General features: G+C 34.5%; 21 protein-coding genes and 1 tRNA gene. 15 read left to right on the plus strand and 7 right to left on the minus strand.

Going from position 1 to position 19789, the window contains the following annotated elements; all coding sequences use genetic code 11:
* From OZD64_RS05885 to OZD64_RS05895, 3 genes are all read left to right on the plus strand, one after another.
* A partial coding sequence (locus OZD64_RS05885; protein ID WP_274999147.1) for a transposase occupies nt 1-161 on the plus strand: 161 nt, incomplete at its 5' end.
* Nucleotides 158-358 carry a ferritin-like domain-containing protein gene (locus tag OZD64_RS05890; RefSeq protein ID WP_274999507.1) on the plus strand — a complete coding sequence of 67 codons (201 nt, stop codon included), beginning with the start codon at nt 158-160 and terminating at the stop codon, nt 356-358. The genes OZD64_RS05885 and OZD64_RS05890, both read left to right, overlap by 4 nt.
* Before the next feature lies 1 nt (nt 359).
* Complete coding sequence (locus OZD64_RS05895; RefSeq protein WP_274999509.1) at nt 360-977, plus strand: SURF1 family protein; 618 nt, start codon at nt 360-362, stop codon at nt 975-977.
* A gap of 30 nt (nt 978-1007) precedes the next feature.
* Here the strand turns inward: OZD64_RS05895 and OZD64_RS05900 are convergent, their stop codons facing one another.
* Together OZD64_RS05900 and OZD64_RS05905 are read right to left on the minus strand one after the other, a co-directional pair.
* Complete coding sequence (locus OZD64_RS05900) at nt 1008-2726, minus strand: monovalent cation:proton antiporter-2 (CPA2) family protein (protein ID WP_038199616.1); 1719 nt, start codon at nt 2724-2726, stop codon at nt 1008-1010.
* 5 nt (nt 2727-2731) lie between these two features.
* Nucleotides 2732-3304, minus strand: coding sequence for a thioredoxin family protein (locus OZD64_RS05905; protein ID WP_010081997.1), 573 nt, complete (start codon nt 3302-3304; stop codon nt 2732-2734).
* 108 nt (nt 3305-3412) lie between these two features.
* Here OZD64_RS05905 and tmk point away from each other — a divergent pair, with 108 nt between their 5' ends.
* Nucleotides 3413-4003, plus strand: coding sequence for a dTMP kinase (gene tmk / locus OZD64_RS05910; protein ID WP_010081998.1), 591 nt, complete (start codon nt 3413-3415; stop codon nt 4001-4003).
* Here tmk and OZD64_RS05915 read toward each other — a convergent pair.
* The 4 genes from OZD64_RS05915 to OZD64_RS05930 all read right to left on the minus strand — a co-directional run bounded on the left by OZD64_RS05915 (nt 3996) and on the right by OZD64_RS05930 (nt 8632).
* Nucleotides 3996-4664 (minus strand): hypothetical protein, encoded by a 669-nt coding sequence (locus OZD64_RS05915; protein WP_010081999.1) that lies wholly within the window; start codon nt 4662-4664, stop codon nt 3996-3998. The two genes, tmk and OZD64_RS05915, sit on opposite strands and share 8 nt — an antisense overlap.
* A 154-nt stretch (nt 4665-4818) precedes the next feature.
* The gene (ftsH, locus tag OZD64_RS05920; RefSeq protein ID WP_274979224.1) at nt 4819-6660 is read right to left on the minus strand and encodes an ATP-dependent zinc metalloprotease FtsH; all 1842 of its coding nucleotides are present in this window, start codon (nt 6658-6660) and stop codon (nt 4819-4821) included.
* Between the two features lie 12 nt (nt 6661-6672).
* Nucleotides 6673-7968 (minus strand): tRNA lysidine(34) synthetase TilS, encoded by a 1296-nt coding sequence (gene tilS, locus OZD64_RS05925; RefSeq protein ID WP_208571594.1) that lies wholly within the window; start codon nt 7966-7968, stop codon nt 6673-6675.
* A gap of 184 nt (nt 7969-8152) precedes the next feature.
* Nucleotides 8153-8632 (minus strand): OmpA family protein, encoded by a 480-nt coding sequence (locus OZD64_RS05930; RefSeq protein ID WP_274999511.1) that lies wholly within the window; start codon nt 8630-8632, stop codon nt 8153-8155.
* A gap of 275 nt (nt 8633-8907) precedes the next feature.
* On the opposite strand from OZD64_RS05930, the gene OZD64_RS05935 reads away from it, so the two are divergent.
* The 10 genes from OZD64_RS05935 to OZD64_RS05980 all read left to right on the plus strand — a co-directional run bounded on the left by OZD64_RS05935 (nt 8908) and on the right by OZD64_RS05980 (nt 18668).
* Nucleotides 8908-10329 (plus strand): gluzincin family metallopeptidase, encoded by a 1422-nt coding sequence (locus OZD64_RS05935; RefSeq protein ID WP_010963135.1) that lies wholly within the window; start codon nt 8908-8910, stop codon nt 10327-10329.
* Nucleotides 10330-10352: 23 nt separating this feature from the next.
* The gene (locus OZD64_RS05940) at nt 10353-11429 is read left to right on the plus strand and encodes a rod shape-determining protein (RefSeq protein ID WP_007548791.1); all 1077 of its coding nucleotides are present in this window, start codon (nt 10353-10355) and stop codon (nt 11427-11429) included.
* A 202-nt stretch (nt 11430-11631) separates the two neighbouring features.
* A complete protein-coding gene (mnmA, locus tag OZD64_RS05945) occupies nt 11632-12744 on the plus strand; it encodes a tRNA 2-thiouridine(34) synthase MnmA (RefSeq protein ID WP_038199627.1) in 1113 nt (370 codons plus the stop codon).
* Nucleotides 12745-13821: 1077 nt separating this feature from the next.
* Nucleotides 13822-15045, plus strand: a complete 1224-nt coding sequence (locus tag OZD64_RS05950) for a WD1261 family protein (RefSeq protein ID WP_274999513.1) — start codon at nt 13822-13824, stop codon at nt 15043-15045.
* 59 nt (nt 15046-15104) lie between these two features.
* Nucleotides 15105-15611 carry an inorganic diphosphatase gene (gene ppa, locus OZD64_RS05955; protein ID WP_010082061.1) on the plus strand — a complete coding sequence of 169 codons (507 nt, stop codon included), beginning with the start codon at nt 15105-15107 and terminating at the stop codon, nt 15609-15611.
* A gap of 36 nt (nt 15612-15647) precedes the next feature.
* Nucleotides 15648-15800, plus strand: a complete 153-nt coding sequence (locus OZD64_RS05960) for a hypothetical protein (protein ID WP_179943781.1) — start codon at nt 15648-15650, stop codon at nt 15798-15800.
* Between the two features lie 202 nt (nt 15801-16002).
* Nucleotides 16003-16093, plus strand: a tRNA-Ser gene (locus tag OZD64_RS05965).
* 176 nt (nt 16094-16269) lie between these two features.
* Entirely contained in the window at nt 16270-17415 is a 1146-nt protein-coding gene (locus tag OZD64_RS05970) for a SurA N-terminal domain-containing protein (protein WP_038199657.1), read from the plus strand.
* A gap of 97 nt (nt 17416-17512) precedes the next feature.
* Nucleotides 17513-18133, plus strand: coding sequence for a ferredoxin reductase domain-containing protein (locus tag OZD64_RS05975; protein WP_006279429.1), 621 nt, complete (start codon nt 17513-17515; stop codon nt 18131-18133).
* Nucleotides 18117-18668, plus strand: coding sequence for a 5-formyltetrahydrofolate cyclo-ligase (locus OZD64_RS05980; protein WP_010963143.1), 552 nt, complete (start codon nt 18117-18119; stop codon nt 18666-18668). The genes OZD64_RS05975 and OZD64_RS05980 overlap by 17 nt, the downstream gene beginning before the upstream one ends.
* Nucleotides 18669-18704: 36 nt before the next feature.
* On the opposite strand, the gene OZD64_RS05985 is transcribed toward OZD64_RS05980, so the two are convergent.
* Nucleotides 18705-19325 carry a hypothetical protein gene (locus OZD64_RS05985; RefSeq protein WP_274999516.1) on the minus strand — a complete coding sequence of 207 codons (621 nt, stop codon included), beginning with the start codon at nt 19323-19325 and terminating at the stop codon, nt 18705-18707.
* Between the two features lie 184 nt (nt 19326-19509).
* Here OZD64_RS05985 and OZD64_RS05990 point away from each other — a divergent pair.
* A partial coding sequence (locus OZD64_RS05990; protein ID WP_044471353.1) for an IS5 family transposase occupies nt 19510-19789 on the plus strand: 280 nt, incomplete at its 3' end.

The raw sequence follows: 19789 nt of genomic DNA on the forward strand, positions 1-19789 counted from the left end.
GGTTTAAAGTACAGCCAAGAAGATGGGTTGTAGAAAGGACTTTTGCTTGGGTTAATAGGAATAGAAGGCTATCGAAGGAGTATGATTTACTCACAACATCCACTGAGAATTTCATATACCTAGCTATGAGTAGGGTTATGTTAAAGAGGGAATATGCTTGAATTTACTTGTTTCCGGACAACCTCTTAAGGATATCAAAGAAACGATTTCTATCGCTGAGAAAGAAAAAGATTTTGTTAGTGTAATGTTATTAGAAGAGATGTTAAAAAATGAAGAAGAGCACTTCCATTGGATTGAAAAACAGATTGACCTTATTGAACTAATGGGTGTTGAAAACTATTTAAGAACACAAATATAGAGTGTTAAAAAAAATAGTATTTATTTTAATTGTACCTTGCTTGCTCCTTTTTTTATTAGGATTATGGCAAGTATTCAGATTGAACTGGAAGAATAATATTATCAAAAATATGAATCTTCCTGTTGTTCATCTGTTGCCCAATAACGACCTTGAAAAATTTAACTATAGGCATGTCAAGATTGATGGGATTCTAAGTGACATAGAACTATATGTTTTTGCAGGGCAACACGGCTATCACGTGCTGTCTCCTATGTTGCTCACCACTGGACGTTACATGTTGGTGAATAAAGGAATAGTCGGAGAAAAAAAGGAGAAAAAAGTAAAAATTGAAAAAGTAGTTGCAGATGGAATTTTATATTGCGATAGCAATAAAAGTAAAAATTGGTTTATCAAGAACGATACTGCTTCGAATACATGGTTTACCCTGAGTACAGAAGAAATTTCCAATGAGTTAGGTATTAAGCTAGAGAAGTGTGTATTGTGGCCGAACAATTTTGGCAGCAAAGTAGCTATACAGCCAATAAAGCATTTGGAATATGCAATCACTTGGTTTGCACTTTCCTTAATTTGGTTGATTATGTGCGTAATTTACTATAGGCAAAACCTCAATAAAGCTTGAAGCTTTCTGTACATAAAATTAGAGAAGTAGTTATTCATCTTTATCACTACCAAGGTCTTTTAACATACTGTAATTGCCTTTTCTGAATCTACTTTTTAAAGACGTAACTCCACTTTCGCTAATACCACTAAGGCTCAGTGCAGCTCCACCTAGCTGCAATCCTATCTCAGATGTTTCAGGAATAATTTTACTAGCTCCTAGATCTCTATAAACCTCCACATTACTCAGATCTGGTAAGCGTATTACAATATTTACATGCGGAAAATTTGTTGCAACTAAAGAAACAACTTTTTTTATAGTAACTTCATTCTTTATTGAAATAACGAGAGCTTGAGCTCTTTCTATTCCTACCGATTTTAAAATTTCACATCTTGTAACATCTCCAAGATATATAGGAAAACTATCACTTTTTCCTTCTTTGACTATTTTCGATTGAATATCTACAACAACGTAACTTAAATGCTCTGCCGTAAGCATTTTTGTTACCATATATCCCACTCTACCAAATCCAGCAACTATCACATGGTTATAAAGATCTTGTGTATCTGTTTCAACAGCTTCATCATCTAATATTGTTTTCTCAGTGCTAAATGAGTTTGCTATCCAATCTCCAAGCCCCGATAAAAGAGGAGTGAAAGCCATGGTTACTGTAGTTACCATCATAAGTACTTGAGCGATTTCACTTGGTAGCACATTTAGCTCATCTGCTAAGCGAAACAAAATAAACGCAAATTCACCGCCTTGTGAAAGCAGTAACCCAGCTTGTATAGCAGGTGCACTCTTAAACCCAAAAAATCTACACAATATATATATAATAGATGTTTTTAAAACGATAAGGATAATCGATAATAAAGTAATTAGTGGTAACTTATTGAGTAAAAGTTCGGTATTGATGGACATACCAACAGTCATGAAAAATAAGCCAAGAAACAAATCTTTAAATGGCAATACTGCGTGTTCTACTGAGTGTCTATATTCTGTTTCTGCAACTAACAATCCAGCAACAAATGCACCTAATGCTAACGATAAATGGAATTGCTCAGTAATAAATGCTGCTCCTAATACTATTAAAAGCGTTGTTGATATAAAGATCTCATTACTTTCCATTTTAGCAATAACCGAAAATAAAGGTCTAAGCAATAATCTACCAGTTATAAATATCAGCACTAATGCAATAGCTGCTTGCACCAATGAACCTGCCAATGAGCTTATCAGGCTGTGCTCAGAATTGCCAGTAAGTAAAGGTACCAATACTATTAATGGTACCACTGCAAAATCTTGCATTAATAGCACTGCTATCGACAACCTACCAACCTGACTTGCTTGAGAACCTTTTTCTTGCAGAACCTGCAACACTATTGCTGTTGAGGATAGCGCAAGCCCACCACCAATAACTGTTGCTATATTCGTATTCACTCCGAAAGCAAGAGCGATGCACCATATTGCTACCATGGTAACTATAACTTGAAGAGAACCGAACCCAAATACATGAATACGCATAGCGATCAGGCGTTCAAATGTCAATTCAAGGCCTATAATGAATAATAGAAAAACTACACCAAATTCTGCAAGATTATCCATTGCTTCAGCTGAGTGTATCAGATTAAATCCGTGAGAACCAATAACTGCACCTGCAACGAAGTAACCAAGCACTGGACTAATATTCATTTTCCAAAATGCTATGACTATAAACACAGCAGCAGAAAGCAAAATTATAATATCAAACAAATGCTGAGAGCCACTGTGCATGATATTTAACCTGTAGAATTAGACCATTTAATTGAGCAGCCAATACTTGATTTTTGGTCAATTGGAGAATTACCAGTTTCTGCAATAAATTTCATAGCTTGAAATAAGTCACTACTTCCTACTTCATAGCTTTGAACCTTTTCTTTTTTTGTGTCGTTAAAACGTCCACGATAGCAAAGGTTTAAATTGGAATTAAAGCCGAAAAAGTCAGGAGTGCAAACAGCCCCGTATTCTTTAGCTATTTTCTGTGTACTATCAATTAAATATGGAAATATAAACTTATTTTCCTTGGCAAAATTAATCATATTTTCAAAGGAATCTTCTGGATATTCATTTACATCATTTGGCATTATTGCAATGGTGTTTACCTGATAATCTTTTTTCAATTGATCAACATCGCTTACCAGATTGCTAATAATTGACTGAACGTAAGGACAGTGATTGCATATAAACATTATAATAAGACCATTTTTTCCACAACAGTCACTTAATGCATAATATTTATTGTCTACTCCCAAAAGATTAAAATCTTTTGCAGTAAAACTAAAATCGACTTTAGGAGTATTCAGAGCAACCATAGACTATTATTATACCACATGTAATTTACGGTCTTATTATTTAAATGTCAAACGGTTTCTATGTATACTGTTTGCATATTCTTTTTTAGTATTATAATTATAAAACTTATGTTCATAACTTTCGAAGGAATAGACGGCTCTGGTAAAACAACACAATCTAAGCTACTTGCAAATCATTTTAAGCAAATTCGCGGCGAAAATAATGTGGTATTGACTCGAGAACCAGGTGGCACTAACTTTGCAGAGAAGGTAAGAGGAGTATTGTTAACGAATAATATTGATTCTATTTCTGAACTCTTGCTACTTATCTCGATGAGGCGCGAACATATGAAAAAATTAATATTACCAGCTCTTGCAGAAGGAAAAATAGTGATTTGTGATCGGTTTATTGATTCAACTATTGCATATCAAGGATATGGGTTTGGAGTTGACTTAGGGCTAATAAGGGACTTACATAAGCTAGTGGAAATTAAATATCCAGATATTACATTCATTCTAGATATTGATGTTAAAGTTGGGTTAAATAGAGCAAAAGACAAGAATAAATATGAAGAAATGGATGTTAATTTTTACAATAAGGTCAGAAAAGGATTTCAGGAAATAGCCATAAAAGAGCCCGTTAGGTGCAGTGTTATCACTGGAATTGAAACAAAAAATGATAATCACGTACACAATGAAATTATTGATAAAATCACCTAGCTTGTGATAGAAAATTATCAATTTCAGGTAACATTATTTCATATGAATAACTTTTTGTTTGAGTAGCTAAAAAATCCTGTATTTTGTCTGGATCTTCTTCACTTATCATCTTATATGCCCTTGCGAGGTTCATTAATTCACTTCTATTTTTTTTATTGCTTACTTCAGTAATAGTAAAAAATTGATCAAAATGGTCTAAGAGGTCTTTATTTTTTATTGAAGACACAATATCGTCAATTTCTTTCACATATAATGCAAGTTTGTGTGCTTTACTACGATCTTCAAAACAAAGATTAACAAGCACGTTACGAAACCTATCTTTCGTAGTACTTCTCACTTCTGCTAATAAGGACTTAATATTTTCTTGGCAATGCACTCTCTTTACCGATTCAGCCGGTTCAACCATACCAAGAACATTCTTTACCAAAGATTTTTCTTCACAACTAAATATGAACATGTAATAACCCATCGATAAAGTGAAGAGCAAGAACATAGCCGGAAGTAAAAACGGAGCTAATACATTTTGTGACGCAGGGAAAATAAACCAGGTAACAGTTGCTATTGACACAGTTACAAATAATCCTGATAAACATAATTGTGCTTTTCTTCTATAATTCTGATCAATAACTGTACTTACACCAATAGAAGCTATATCAATCATTACTCACACCTCATTAAACATTAATACTAACTGAATGATAGCATTATTGTGATGAAAATGCAATATTATGAATATTTTAATACAATTTATATTGACAGTTACAATTCTGAATGTTTTATTGCAGCGTTAGCTGATTAGCATTTTTAAGATGAGGTCAACTCTCATAGAGAGAGGATTTTTTTACTTTCTCATTCTTCTCATTTTCTTCTCTAACAATTTTTTTTCCGTTTAGTATATCCTTTATTTCATCTCCTGTTAAAGTTTCAAACTCCAGTAGATTTTCAGCAATAAGCTCTAAGCCTTTCTTATGCTTGGTCAAAATGTCTTTTGCTTTTTCATAGCAAGAAGATATGATTTTTTTCACTTCTTCATCTATGAGCTTTAGCGTATCTTCAGATGTCATATGAGGATGTTGTGGATCTTGCTGCTCACGATTGTGATACACTAGCCCTATCTCATCATTCATTCCACATTTTTTTACCATAGCACGTGCTATGTTAGATGCTTGTCGTATATCAGAAGACGCGCCACTTGTAACTTTATCGTAGCCAAAAATTAACTCTTCTGCTGCCCTGCCACCCATGGCAACAGTTATATCTGCTATCAGCTTTTCTCTTGTGTGGGACACTCTATCTGTTTCCGGTAGTCTCATAACTAAACCTAAGGCCATACCTCTTGGAATGATTGTTGCCTTGTGTATAGGATCAGAAGCAGGCATATTAACCGCAATTATCGCATGACCAGCTTCATGGTATGCAGTCAGTCTCTTTTCCTCTTCTGTCATAATTAGGGATCGTCTTTCTACGCCCATCATTACTTTATCACGTGCATATTCAAAATCATCCATGGTAACAATTTTCTTGTTTCTTCTTGCAGCGATAAGTGCAGATTCATTCACCAAATTTGCTAGATCAGCCCCTGAAAAACCTGGTGTTCCTCTTGCAACTGTTTTCACGTTTACATCTGGTGCTATTGATATTTTCTTTATATGAGTATTTAATATCTTTTCACGCCCATTTATATCGGGTAAAGAAATAGTAATCTGTCGGTCAAAACGACCAGGTCTAAGCAGTGCTGGATCTAAGACATCCGGACGGTTAGTCGCAGCAATTATTATTACACCTTCATTAGACTCAAAGCCATCCATCTCAACTAATAACTGATTTAATGTTTGTTCTCTTTCATCATTGCCGCCACCAAGACCAATGCCACGATGTCTACCCACCGCATCTATCTCATCTATAAAAATTATACAAGGAGCATTTTTCTTGCCTTGATCAAACATATCACGAACACGGCTCGCACCAACACCAACAAACATTTCAACAAAATCAGATCCAGAAATGCTAAAGAATGGCACATTAGCTTCTCCTGCAATTGCACGAGCAAGTAAAGTTTTACCAGTTCCAGGAGAGCCAATTAAAAGGCACCCTTTTGGTATTTTTCCACCTAATATTTGAAATTTTTGCCTTTGTTTAAGGAAATCAACGATCTCTACTAGCTCTTCTTTTGCTTCATCAATTCCAGCAACATCATCAAATGTTACTTTTTTTCCACTAGTCATGAGTCTAGCCCTTGACTTGCCAAAGCTTATAGTGCTGTTGCCTCCCGCTTGTGTTTGTTTAAGAAAGAATAGCAAAAAGCCAATAAAGATAAATGTTGGGACCCATGAGATAAGTAATCCACCAATTACGTTCATGGCAGAATCTCCAGTTGAAAAGGAGAATCTCACTTTTCTATCATGTAAATTTTTTATTAGGTCGCTATATATGACACCGCTTGAATTGAAACTTGAACCGTCCCTGAACTTGCCTTCAATGCTCTGGTTTTTTATGACAATATTTTCTACATCATTGTCTTCTAGTCTAGTTAAAAATTCCGAAAAAGGTATAATTGTTTTACTTTTACCTACATTTCCGCTGAATTGAATATAAGCAACTGAAATAAGAACAATAATTACTAACCAGATCAATAAGCCTTCTAAAAATTTTTTCATTTCTATTTCTAACTAAATACTAATCAAGCTTACCAAATTTTGTTTTATCGTGCTATTAATAATGCATTGAACCTTATCGTCATTGGTATTTTTTCCGTTATAATTTACATCAGGATAAGCAAGCACCTTGCTATCTTTTTGTACTGTAGGCAAAGAGTAGAAAACTTCAGGGCAGCAGTTGTAATCCTTCAGAAATTCAGGAACTTTTTGTGTTTTTTTTAATGGAGCGATGATAACTGAACACCCTTGATTTCCGAGTATTGTGCAGCTAAATCTGTTATCCCATTGGGTAGGTTCATTTAAAGGTAGGTTTACGGTAATTTCTTGTATCCTTGACGATTCTCTAATTATTAAGATATTTTCTCCATACTTTCTTATTTTACACCCAGAAAGTGTACAGTTAACATTACTATCCTTTTGCAATATTCTATTAAATATTGCAATGAGGCTGCTGTACCTTGGTTTATAATGTTTACTGGCAATTGCCATTATAGAGTAAAGAAGAAGCCTCAAGGCTATTTCCTCTGGCAATTGATAAAATTCACTTAGTTTAATTTCAATATAACCAAGATCATGCACATTAACGCAGTCATTAAACGCAAGGCGTGTGTAGTGCATCAACGCTTTTGCAGCTCTTTTCATATGAAGGGCTGTGAGGCATATTCGCTCTGTTAAAATCTCTTGATTATCACTTGCTTTAAGTAAGTTACGGTATAAAGTTCGTCTGTATTTTAAGTCATGATTGCTTCTATCTTCGATCCATTTTAACCGATGAAGCTTAGCGTACTTTTCTATTTCACTACGACTAAAATTTAACAATGGCCTAAATATATAAATACCATTTAGGAAAGACTTGTAGTCCATTGATGATAATCCATCTACGCCACTACCTCGCTCTAATCTTAACAAGAACGTTTCTGCTTGATCATCTTTGTGATGAGCAACAAGTAAATATTTAACATTATTATTTTTACACCACTCTGCTAGTAACTTATACCGTGCTTTTCGTGCCTGTAACTGAATATTGCCTTTAATATTTTGCTTCTCCCAATTTAATATGAACGATTCCTTTGCTCCAAGTTCCTTTGCATAACTTACAACAAAATCAGCTTCTTTTTGAGACTCTGGACGTAATCCATGATTTACTGTTAATGCTATAGGAAGTGAAAGCTTGTTTTTTTTTGCCCAGTTAGTCATTAAGTGCAGTAAGACTATACTATCTACACCACCTGATACTGCAACTGCAACTTGATTGTTATAGAAAGCAAAACTATTAACCACATTTTGAAATAATAACTCTAATTCCATTATGTCTCTTGATGGCCAGACAGGTCAGATCTCTTACGTCATACCGCGACTTATTTGTGGTATATATAGATCCCGCTAACAAGCAACGAAATATGACAAGTTTGTCCTTTTTTGTCTACCCCAGTGCCCTTTCTTTATGTCATCCCAGTGTTTGACACTGGGATCCAGGTTTTAATGCAAGAAACTATTTCTTTATTCCAGAAAATGAAAATTCCACTCTACGATTTTTAGCATGCTCTTTTTCATATTTAGAATTTCTAGAATCATCTTTTACATTAACCAAAGGCTCAGTTTCACCTTTAGAAGCAGTTTTTATTCTGTTTTCTATGTAGGGTGTACAACTAACCATAAATTTTTTAGCTGTATCAGCCCTTCTAGCGCCTAGCGCAAGATTATATTCATGAGAACCACGGTTGTCAGTGTGACCAGTTAAAGTAACCTTCGCGTCAGGGTTATCTTGTAACACCTCGATTACGTCAAGTAATGCATCTGCACTTACTTCAGCAATACTAGATTCATCATAACCAAAGAAAACTCTTTTATCACCTATCTGCTTAACAACAGAATTTATTTTATTTGTTGTATTTGCTCCTTTTTTTGGGCAAGAACTTACACCAGTAAGTAATAAACAAAAACAGCACATTATAACCAGTCTACTCCACATTACTAAACCTCCATAAATTTTAAATAGTGCGTAACTTTAATTTCAGTAGCTAATATCTCTCCATATTGTAATATAGTCAAGAGAAATAAAATACTAAATACTTTTTCTACAACCTTACAATTAATTTTCCTATAATATGCTGGACTCTGAGTAGAAAAATCCAATAAAAGAATAAAAAGTACAATTTTTTATTGTACTTTAAGCAAATATACTTTTAACTTTATTATTAATCTATTACGGTATTAAACAGATGTTTTCTAAAATAATGAACAAATATGCAATCTTATAAGTTTTTAGAGGAAGTATTATATAGGGTAAAGAATATCGAAAATACGCTAAAAGTACTAAACCAAAGCCAATTGAATATAGAGGACAAAGTTGAACAAATGAGTCTTCTAGAAGAAATCAGACATGAAATTATCTCTCATGACGCAATAAAGGAATCATTAGCAGATGCTCTTGGTAACAAAAAAAGTGCAAATACTCAGCAGCTAAAGTTAATAGAGAGAATACATAAAAGCAACAGTGCTGTTCCTATTGATTTAGTAAAGTCTTTATCCAAAGCTAAGGTTGAATGCCAAAATTTATGGAAGCTATCTCATTCTGAAACCAGTAACTTAGAAAAACTAAAAGAACGTTTTACTGATTTAATCACACTCATTCGCGAAGTAGCTTCTATAAAATCGCAGCAATTAAAATGCTCAAAATACGACTCACTGCTTGCTGACTATGACTCTGATATCACAGAAAAGAATATAAGGGAAGTATTCCCCAAGGTAGGCAAATTTTTTAGCGAAAATGTAGATAAAATAATTGAAAAGCAGAAAAAGGATAAGGTTACTAATATACAAAAAGTTGCTACTCAGAAACAGATTGAACTTGGCTCATTATGTTTACAGCAAATGGGTATTGCACTAAATGAGATTCGTACTTCTTATTACTACCCTATAGATTATGATGAATCTGATTTTTGTTATGGTTTATTTTCACTTTTACGGCATAGTGGTTATGCAATTTATCAAAAATGTTTAGCGCAAAATTCTATAAGTAGTCCAATTACGAGACATGTTATGTATGAAACTCAAGGGTTATTCATGGAAAGGATGATTGGAACATCCAGAGAATTTATTGAGTTTATTCAACCACACATAAAAGAGAAATTTGCTATAAAAGGCAAAACTAACGAGAAAGTTAGCAGTGTTGAAAATTTGTACTTGATTTTCAATGAAATAAACCTTTCTTCTTTTTTAAAAAATGCAGATGAATTTAGTCTGTTAGCTCATATTATGTTGAGAACTAGGTTAGAACAAGATATAATAAATGGTACATTGGAAGTCAAAGACCTGCATGATGCGTGGCTGGAAGGTATGAAGCACTATAAAATTCCAGTAAAAGCTGAAAATGAGCTAAACACTTATTTTCAAGATGAATATTGGGCAAGCGGTGTTATGGGCTACTTTCCTATAAAAATTATTGCTTTAATTGCTGCTGTGCAGATTTTCTCTTGCGTTAAAAAGAATCATTACGAATCATTAAGTGCTATAATAAAAGGAGATTTTAGTTTACTTATCAGTTGGTTATCTCAAAATATATACAGTGCAAAGTGTGGCCTGGAACTGCTAAAAAAAGTAACAGGTAAGGGTTTAGACGTTGAGTGTGTTACTTACTACTTATCTGAAAAGTATAATTTGTCTTAATAAATGGTTTTCTTGAGTTATGTATGAATTTTGTTCGAAAATTAACCGGAAAGTTTTATAGCCTTTTTACTTTCAAAGGTTTGTTTGCTAGCGATATTGCTATAGACCTTGGTACTGCAAACACTTTAGTTTATCAGAAAAATCAGGGAATAGTGCTTGATGAGCCTTCAGTTGTAGCAAGAATAAAAGAAAAAGGAAGTTACGTTCCTTATGCTTTTGGTAAAAAAGCTAAAATGATGCTTGGGAAAACGCCTGGAGAAATAGAGGCGATAAGGCCCTTAAAGGATGGAGTTATTGCTGATTTTAAAAGTGCGGAAGAAATGCTAAAATATTTCATACGCAGTGCAAACACAAAATTCACTGTTAATAAACCTAATATTATCATATGCGTTCCATCTGGATCCACGCCAGTTGAAAGGCGTGCTATACAAGATGCAGCAGAAAGTGCTGGTGCAAATGAAGTATTTTTAATTGAAGAACCAATGGCTGCAGCAATCGGAGCTGGGCTCCCGGTTACTGAACCTGAGGGTTCTATGATTGTTGATATAGGAGGCGGTACAACTGAAGTTGCAATTATTTCTTTAGGCGGAATTGTTTATTCACGTTCTGCCAGAGTAGGTGGCGATATTATGGATGAGGCAATAAAGTCATATATTCGTGAAAATCATAAATTATTAATCGGTGAAACAACCGCTGAGAAAATTAAGAAAAGCATAGGTTCAGCCAGTCTGCCAGGTGAAAATAACAAAGAGGGAATGATAATTAAGGGCAGGGATTTAGTGAGTGGCATGCCAAAAGAAATGCTTTTATCAGAATACCAAGTTGCAGAGAGTTTAATAGAGCCTGTACATCAGATAATTTCTGCTATTAAGACTGCGCTGGAGAGCACTCCACCTGAACTTTCTTCTGATATAGTCGATAGAGGAATAGTTTTATCCGGTGGTGGTGGATTATTACGTAATCTAGGTAAAGTTATCAGTGAAACAACAAAATTACCGGTTCGTGTTGCAGATGACCCACTTTGTTGTGTTGCTCTGGGTAGCGGAAAAGTGCTTGAAAACATGGATTATTTTGGCCATGTTTTATTTAAGCAGGATTAAATTATTTTTAAAGGTAGTTCATCGAATTTTATAGCAAATTTTACCTCAAGCATAAAGATGTCATCCAAGTAGCCAACACTGGGATCCAGAAAAATTGACTATAAACAAGTATGCTGTTTCGATGAAATTGTGTAATAGAAACTAGATTCCAGTGTCAGCTACTTGCATGACACCAAGTTTGTGTTTATAAATTAAGGCGATTATGCTAAAAGAATTTGAAATAGAACCTCTGCTAAAAGATAAAGCTCCGCACCAGACCAAGGCTGTTGTTGCAATGTCCGGGGGAGTTGATAGCTCCGTTGCTGCAGCACTGCTACATAACCTTGGGTACAAAGTGGTAGGTGTGACTCTTCAACTCTATGGCACCGACGGTAATGCTAACGCAAGAAAGGGCGCATGCTGCGCTGGACAGGATATTTATGACGCTAAGCGTGTAGCTGAAAGTGTTGGCTTTCCTCACTATATTTTAAACTATGAGGAAATATTCAAAAAGGAAGTAATAGAGGATTTTGCGAGTACCTATATGCGTGGGGAAACTCCCATACCATGCGTGAGATGTAACCAAACGGTAAAATTTCGTGATCTATTGCAAGTTACAAAAAATCTTGGTGCGGATGTGCTCGTAACAGGACATTACGTGAGAAGGTTAGAAAAAAATGGTGAGGTAAAGTTGTGCAGAAGCATTGATAAAAGTAAAGATCAAAGTTATTTTTTGTTTGCTACAACTCAAGAGCAATTGAAACTTTTGCGATTTCCACTAGGTGGGTTCTATAAAAGTGATATAAGAAAATTAGCAAAGTATTTCAGCTTACAAATTTCTGAAAAGCAGGACAGTCAAGATATATGCTTTGTTTCCGAAAGCTATAGTAAAACAATAGCTAAATTAGCTCCACAATCTGTACAGAAAGGTAAAATAGTGGATGTTAATGGAAAAGTGCTAGGCGAGCACAGTGGCATAGTAAATTTTACAGTGGGGCAAAGAAAGGGCTTGGGTATCGCACACAATGAACCTCTTTATGTGATAAAAATTAATACAGAAAATAATGAGGTTATAGTAGGTCCGATCAACGTATTAATGCAAAAAAAAATATTGATCAAGGAGTTAAATTGGTTAGAACAACCAAAGGAAGGTATGGAAGTAACTGTGAAGCTGAGATCATCACATGTGGGAAGTTTAGCAACAATACATTCAACTGACGAAAAAAATAAAGCCTGTGTCATTTTAAACGACGATTACTTTGGCATCAGTCCAGGTCAAGCCTGTGTAGCGTATAAAGATGAGCAAGTTATCGGCGGTGGATGGATATGCTCTTAACTAAAAGCTTTAATGCAGAGTGTAAACATACAATAGACTTCTTGCATAACCATATAACAGAAACGAAAAAACTTGCTTGACAAACTCCGCCAGCCCCCTTATCATGAAACTGAAGCTATTTATTTATCTTCTCTGTACAGATTAAATGACAAAAAAACTTACGTATCTGGCGTCTCATGTTTAATTTTTTGCACTATGTGCACTCTATGTCTTTATCAAATTTCTGGGTTTTTACCTACACAAGCTGAAATACGCTTATAAAGCATTTAAAACATTAAAAAACGCCAACTTAAAAAATGGATAGTGAATAACTAGCTACCCTAGGGTTTCTTTTGCCTTTTTTTCTGTTTAGTAAATTTCTTAATGTTTGTAATTTAGATTAGTTGCGGCTTAAAAGCAACTGAATCGCGGTTATTAAACGTTTAGAATAAAAAAACGCCATACTTGAAAGTATAATGTAAGTAATTAGCCAACCACGGGGCTTCTTTTGCCTTTTTTTCGTTTGGTAAATTTCTTAATGTTTGTAGCTAAACGACAACCGTCATCCCGCTAGCGGGATCTCTTGTTAGTGGCTGAGAGATACCGCGAATGAATCGCGGTATGACGGTTCGCGGCAGCATAAAGATAAGTCTCGTCATCCCACTGCTTGTTAGCGGTATCTGGAGATACCGCGGCGGTATGACAGTTCGTGGCAGCATGAAGATAAGCTCGTCATCCCGCTAGCGGGATCTCTTGTTAGCGCCGCGGCGGTATGACGTAGGATTGTTGTCATTTCGCTACTTGTTAGCGGCTAAGAGATACCGCGGCGGTATGACAGTTCGTGGCAGCATAAAGATAAGTCTCGTCATCCCGCTACGTGTTAGCGGGATCTATGTTGAGAGATACCGCGAATGAATCGCGGTATGACGGTGTAGATAGTATCCCGCTGCGTGTTAGCGGGATCTCTTGTTAGTGCCGCGGCGGTATAGCTATACCTTTTTCTACTTAGTTTGGGTTATGCAAGAAGTCTAATAACATTTATTGCTATTTTGCCATGTATTCCTTATACTATAAAGTAGAACATTATAGGTTTCAGCAATGATAAAAGAAATTGAAGAACTAATAAAAATTGTTGGTAAGGGTAATTTATTAGAGACGTTATTTATTTTTTTAGGTAGCTTGCAACATGCTGACTTAGGTCGTTTTATGGATCACAGAAATCATTTTGGTTTGTCTGAATTCATTAGAAAAAAAGAGGAACCATTAGATAAATATTTTAACTTAAAATTTAGTCTACAAGGGCTGTTTTTAATTTATGCTCAAGCTTATCAAATTCTAAGTGAAAACAATAACCTGAATACTAAAGATGTCATAGATAAAATATATGAAGTTATTAAAGGATCTGAGTTAAATGAATATATAAATGAAGTAGTAGATGGAAGAAAATTAGATTTACTTAACATCTTAGCAAATCCAAAGAGAGAACCAATATTTAAAACAGAAGAAGATTTTGAAAATAAAGTACTCATTGGTCTTAGAAAGTTACTAAGTGAAGGAAATACATTAAACAAATATGACAGAGAATTTGCATTAAATAAGTGCGTTATCAGCAGCTATTATTCCATTCATGACATAAAAGCAGATAAAGATATAGCATTGTTCTTTTCTTTGGGTGGTCACTATAAAGAACTTTCGTCATCTAACAAAACAGTAAAAAGAGAAGTATTAGAGATATGTGAGAATCAGTTAATAGAGAGCTATATAATGCTCTTAGCTAACAAACTACACATGATCAGATTATCAAGTAGAGATAAATATACAATCGACCATGAGAATGTGGATCGGCAAGAGAAAGCATTGAAAATGGATGGATTAATATATCCTATAAATACAAAAAACACCCTAGAGCAACTGTTAAAAAACCAAAATAGTGATGAATTTGAACAATTAATAACGAGCCCTGATAATATATACTACTCAGTGCTGCAAGAAGAGAATGAATGTAGGCCAAATCCTATCACCAGCAAGAAAAAAGAAAAAGACCATAAAAACACAGTCTGTAAACTTATTTTAGGTATGTTTGTATTATCTGTTGGGTTATATGTTGCTGATTATTTCTTTATGGAGCAAAAATTATTTAATCCAATAAAAGGCGTCCTACCACAGGATAATTTTGCTAATCTAGTAATTGCTGCAGTGCTTACTATCGTAATAGTATATGCTTTATTTCAATTATCACAGGAACCACCACTTTCAACAGTTAATAAGATGACGAATGAAAATTTAGGACAGCCCGTGCAAAATAAGTTTAGAATTACATAAATGTAGCAACTTAAAAGCATATATTGTATAATGCTTATTCTTAAGTTAAGAGGTAATTTATGGATTTAAGTAAAATAACAGCAGGACCAAATGCGGTGAATGTGGTAATTGAAATAAGTGCGAATGCTGAGCCTGTAAAGTATGAATTTAATAAAGAGTTTAGGTTGTTACAAGTTGACAGATTTTTATCTACCTCAATGACTTATCCTTGCAATTATGGGTTTGTACCAAATACCTGCGCAGGTGATGGTGATCCTGTGGATGTTTTGGTGCTAACTCAATTTCCCTTAGCATCTAGTGTTTTAATATCGGTGCGTCCAATAGGCGCATTACTCACTAAAGATGAAAAAGGAGAAGATGAGAAAATATTAGCAGTGCCTGTTTCCAGTGTTGATAGCTATTATGACAATATAAAGGACTATTCTGACTTATCTAAAAGCCTACTAGATAAAATTACTCATTTCTTTTCTCATTATAAAGATCTGGAAAAGGGAAAAACGGTAGCAGTTGGAGAATGGGTTGGTGTGGAAGAAGCAAAGAAAATCATTGAAAAAAGCAGAAATTAGTTTTTATAGCTAAAGTGGCTTGGGTTTGCCCACAATTTGAAAAACAACAAATTCGTCATTCCGCTACTTGTTAGCGGAATCTATACCGCGCACAACTGTACGAACATTGCAATATGGCACATAGTAAACGATGTCATTCCAGTGCGTGACACTGGGATCCAGACTTTCCGTAAAAACGTTATATTTTAACATAACACTTATATGCTCACCAACTTAGTGCTAATCAAAATCCTGGATCCCAGTGTCTGGGCACTGGGATGACAAGAAAGGGAGCACTGGAATTTTTGTTTCAGCATTAGCCATGCATCTGAACAGATACAAATATTGCAATTAAAAGCATTAGACAGGTGGTAGAGGTCTTGGTATTATATAATCTTTAGGTTCTAAATTTGGAAGGGTGGCCGAGCGGCTGAAGGCGGCGGTTTGCTAAACCGTTATACGACCCAAAAGTCGTATCGAGGGTTCGAATCCCTCTCCTTCCGTATACTGTTTTTAGCACGGTTTAAATTCGCTATATTAGCATGTTTTTAGCCTATTTACCAGCGTACCTGATTTTGTTGCAATGGTTTTTATTTCCATTGTCACTGAGATCACTATTAAAAAGTTGGCTAGCATTGACTCAGTATTTATTATAGAATTGGTTATTAACTTTACTTGTATGTATAAAATACTAATTTTACTGTTGATAGTGTTGCCACTTAGGTTGCTTGCAACCGAGATTGAAATTGTTGCAGATGTAAATGGTGAACCAATTTCAAATTTAGATATCGAAAAACGCATCAACTTTATAAATTCATTGTTTGGCACTCAAAGTGTTAATCAAAAAGAAGCAAAGCCTCAAGTGCTTAGGGAGCTAATAGACGAAATTATCATTATCAATGAAGCACAGAGGCTGAATATAAAATTGAGCAACGAGGAGTTAGATAATGCTATTATGTTATTTTTAACCCAAAGTTTTAAACTTAAGGCTAATGAAGTTGATCAATACATAGAGAAGCATAATATAGATCTTGGTATTTTAAGAAAACAAATAAAATGTCAGTTACTGTGGAGCAAAATTATTGAAGTAAGAATTGTGCCATTTATTAATATAAGCGATAAAGAAGTAGATGATGTAAAAAGGCAAACAGAAAAGCCGGATTATCTTATCACGTTCCAAGAGTTTATAATTCCTGATCAAAAAGACAAGGACGTTTATGGTATAGCTGAAGATTTAGTAAAAAAATTACGCAACAGTGATAACCCAGAATCTCCAATAAAGATGCGTAAAGCAACAGTTAATTTAAGTCAGCTAAAAGGAAAACTCAAGAGCGTTTTAGAAGGATTAGAAACCAGCGACATAGCAGGTCCATGCAGTTTCAGTGAAGGTTACTCCGTTATAAAAGTAATAGATAAAGTACAACTTAATCATGCACTGCTGGAAAGCACTTTAAAATTAAAACAGATTGTGGTTGAAGGTTCAGAAAGTTTATTAGATAATCTCAAGGAGCAAAAGGTCAGTTGTTTAAATTTTGATAAATTGGCAGATAATTTTAAGCTGCCAAACGCAAAAGAATTTGAAATAAAAATGCGAGATTTAAATCCTGATTTACAGATTTTATTTAGTAAAACAAGTGTGAATGAAATAGTAGAATTGAGAGAAAATGGCACTGCAAAGTTGATGATGTTGTGTGATATCAAGAGTAATGTAGCGGGTATAGAAGCAATCAAACAGAAAATGTACCAACAAAAGATTATGATACAAAGCAACTTGTTATTAGATGATATGCGTAAAAATGCAGCTATCAGTTATCGGTATAGTTGAAGTCAGAGAGTGTTCTTGTCTTTGTGTATAGAACTATATAAATTACTTTGTTCTATAAAATTTCAAAAAATTTGAACAAATGCAGTTAAAATAGCACATGAAGAATATAATGCTAATTGGTGGTGGAGTTGGAAATGCAGTGTTATTTTCGATAGGGAAGGCATGTCTTGAAAATAATAACAAGGTTTTGTACTTTGCTGGCTATAAGAAGTTAAGTGATGTATTTAAACGAGCACTGATAGAGCGTGCATCAAATGCAGTAGTTTGGGCATGTGAAGAAGGATTGATAGAAACAAGCAGAGATCAAGATAAATCCTTTCATGGTAATATAGTTGATGCAATAGTCTCTTATCAACAAGGAAGATTAGGTATTAATTTGAACGTTATAGATAAAATTATCACTATTGGTTCTGACAAAATGATGAAAGCTGTGAATGAAGCTAGAAAAACAATTTTAAAGCCATATCTGAAATCAGGCCACATAGCGATATCATCAGTTAATTCTCCTATGCAGTGTATGATGAAAGAAATCTGCGCTCAGTGTGTGCAGCAACATATAAATGCGAAAACAGGAGAAAGGAGTTTTGTTTATAGTTGCAGTAATCAAGACCAGGATATGGGGTGTGTTGACTTTGACTTTTTAAGTGAGCGCTTGAAGCAAAATAGTTTACAAGAAAAACTTACTGCAAAATGGATAGATCATGTTCAAAGATATTAAACAGCACAAAAAGGAAATAAGAGAGCAATATAGAGCTATAAGAAAAGATATTGATGAAAGTTATTCCAGTTATGCGGCAAATTCCCTTATTAATCTCTTTAATCAGAACTTAAGCTACGTTAAAGGCAAAACAATAGCAGCTTACATTCCAATGGATGAGGAAATAGATGTTGTGCCTTTGATGCATAGTTTACTCGATTTAGATTATAAAGTAGCAATTCCTAATAAAAATAAGTTACTAAAATTTGAGGAATGGAACAAAACAAATGAAGACGTAATTCCCGACACAATCATTACTCCTGTTATTGCTTTTGATGATCATTTTAATAGATTGGGTTTTGGCGGTGGTTGGTATGATACAATGATAGAAAAACTGCGGCCACTTGGAAAAATATTTATAGGTGTAGCCTATGAGAAACAATATTGTAAAGATTTACCTGTAGAAAAACATGATCAAAAATTGGATATTATAATCACTGAGATGTGTGTTAGATGTGGAAGTGGATTGCTCAAAAAAGTGGATAAAAAAGAATAGATCTCTACCTTTTCCATTCCCTCCCTCTCCAAGCCATCAGAGGGTTTTGGTTTCTCCTGTACTCGCTTGTTCAGAACTTGGACTATCTAATTGAGGAACTGGTGACTTCATTTGGTTAACTTTATCATTAACCATTTTTTCTACCTCCTCTATTTTACCCTCACCAATGGCCATAATTTTAGATTGAAATTTCTCCATAAGTTCCTCAAGTGCTTCCTTATCACTTTCATAAGTACTAGTACCTTTTTCTCTAAGCTTTTTCATGTCATCTTCTGAAAAATTTTGAATAGTTCCATTCTTTACTAACTCTTGTATAGCAGATCGCTGCCCTTCATTTTGAAGCATGCCTATGACCTTTGCTTTACTCTGGGCGTTTTTTATTTTTTCACCTTCTTCGGACATATTATAGCCTATAATCTCTTGAGCCAAACTGTTGTATAATTTACTAAAGTTATCTTTTTTTGGCCCAACCTCAGGCAATTTATCCCCTAAATTTTTAGATAAACTTTTCACTGCTTTTCCTGCATCAATCGCACCTTCTTTTATTTTTTCCCCTGCCTTTACTATACCTATTCCTGCATAACGTGCTCCAATACCTACAAGTGCTATTAATGTAGCAAGCACAATAAGTGGAGAAAATGCTGCTCCTAATACCATTACGGCAGAAGCTATTCCAATTTTTTTATTTGCAGATGCTGATTTAAAATAATTGACTAGATTGTCCAGTGGACCTTTATTATTATTTATAACATTACTTATTGCTTGCTGATTAACAGATTTCAGAGGTTGTCCGGAAACAAGTAAAAGGCTATAATATCTGAAATTTTAGTACGGGGTAAAGATGAGAAAAAAGTATCCAACAGATCTAAGCGAAAGGGAATGGGCAAGAATAGAAAAACACTTCAGAGTATCATACAAGAAAGGAGGAAGGCCGCCAAAGTATAGCAAAAGAGAAATATTAGAAGCAATTTTCTATGTATTGCGTACAGGGTGTCAATGGCGGTATTTACCAAATGATTTTCCGCTATGGAAGACTGTGTATGAGCAGTTCAGGCAATGGAAGAAGCAGGGAATTTTTGAGAAAATGAATTATGAAATTACAAAATATAGTAGAAGAAAAA

Origin of the sequence: Wolbachia endosymbiont of Drosophila tristis, assembly GCF_028981745.1 — a bacterium.
Lineage (GTDB): Bacteria > Pseudomonadota > Alphaproteobacteria > Rickettsiales > Anaplasmataceae > Wolbachia > Wolbachia pipientis.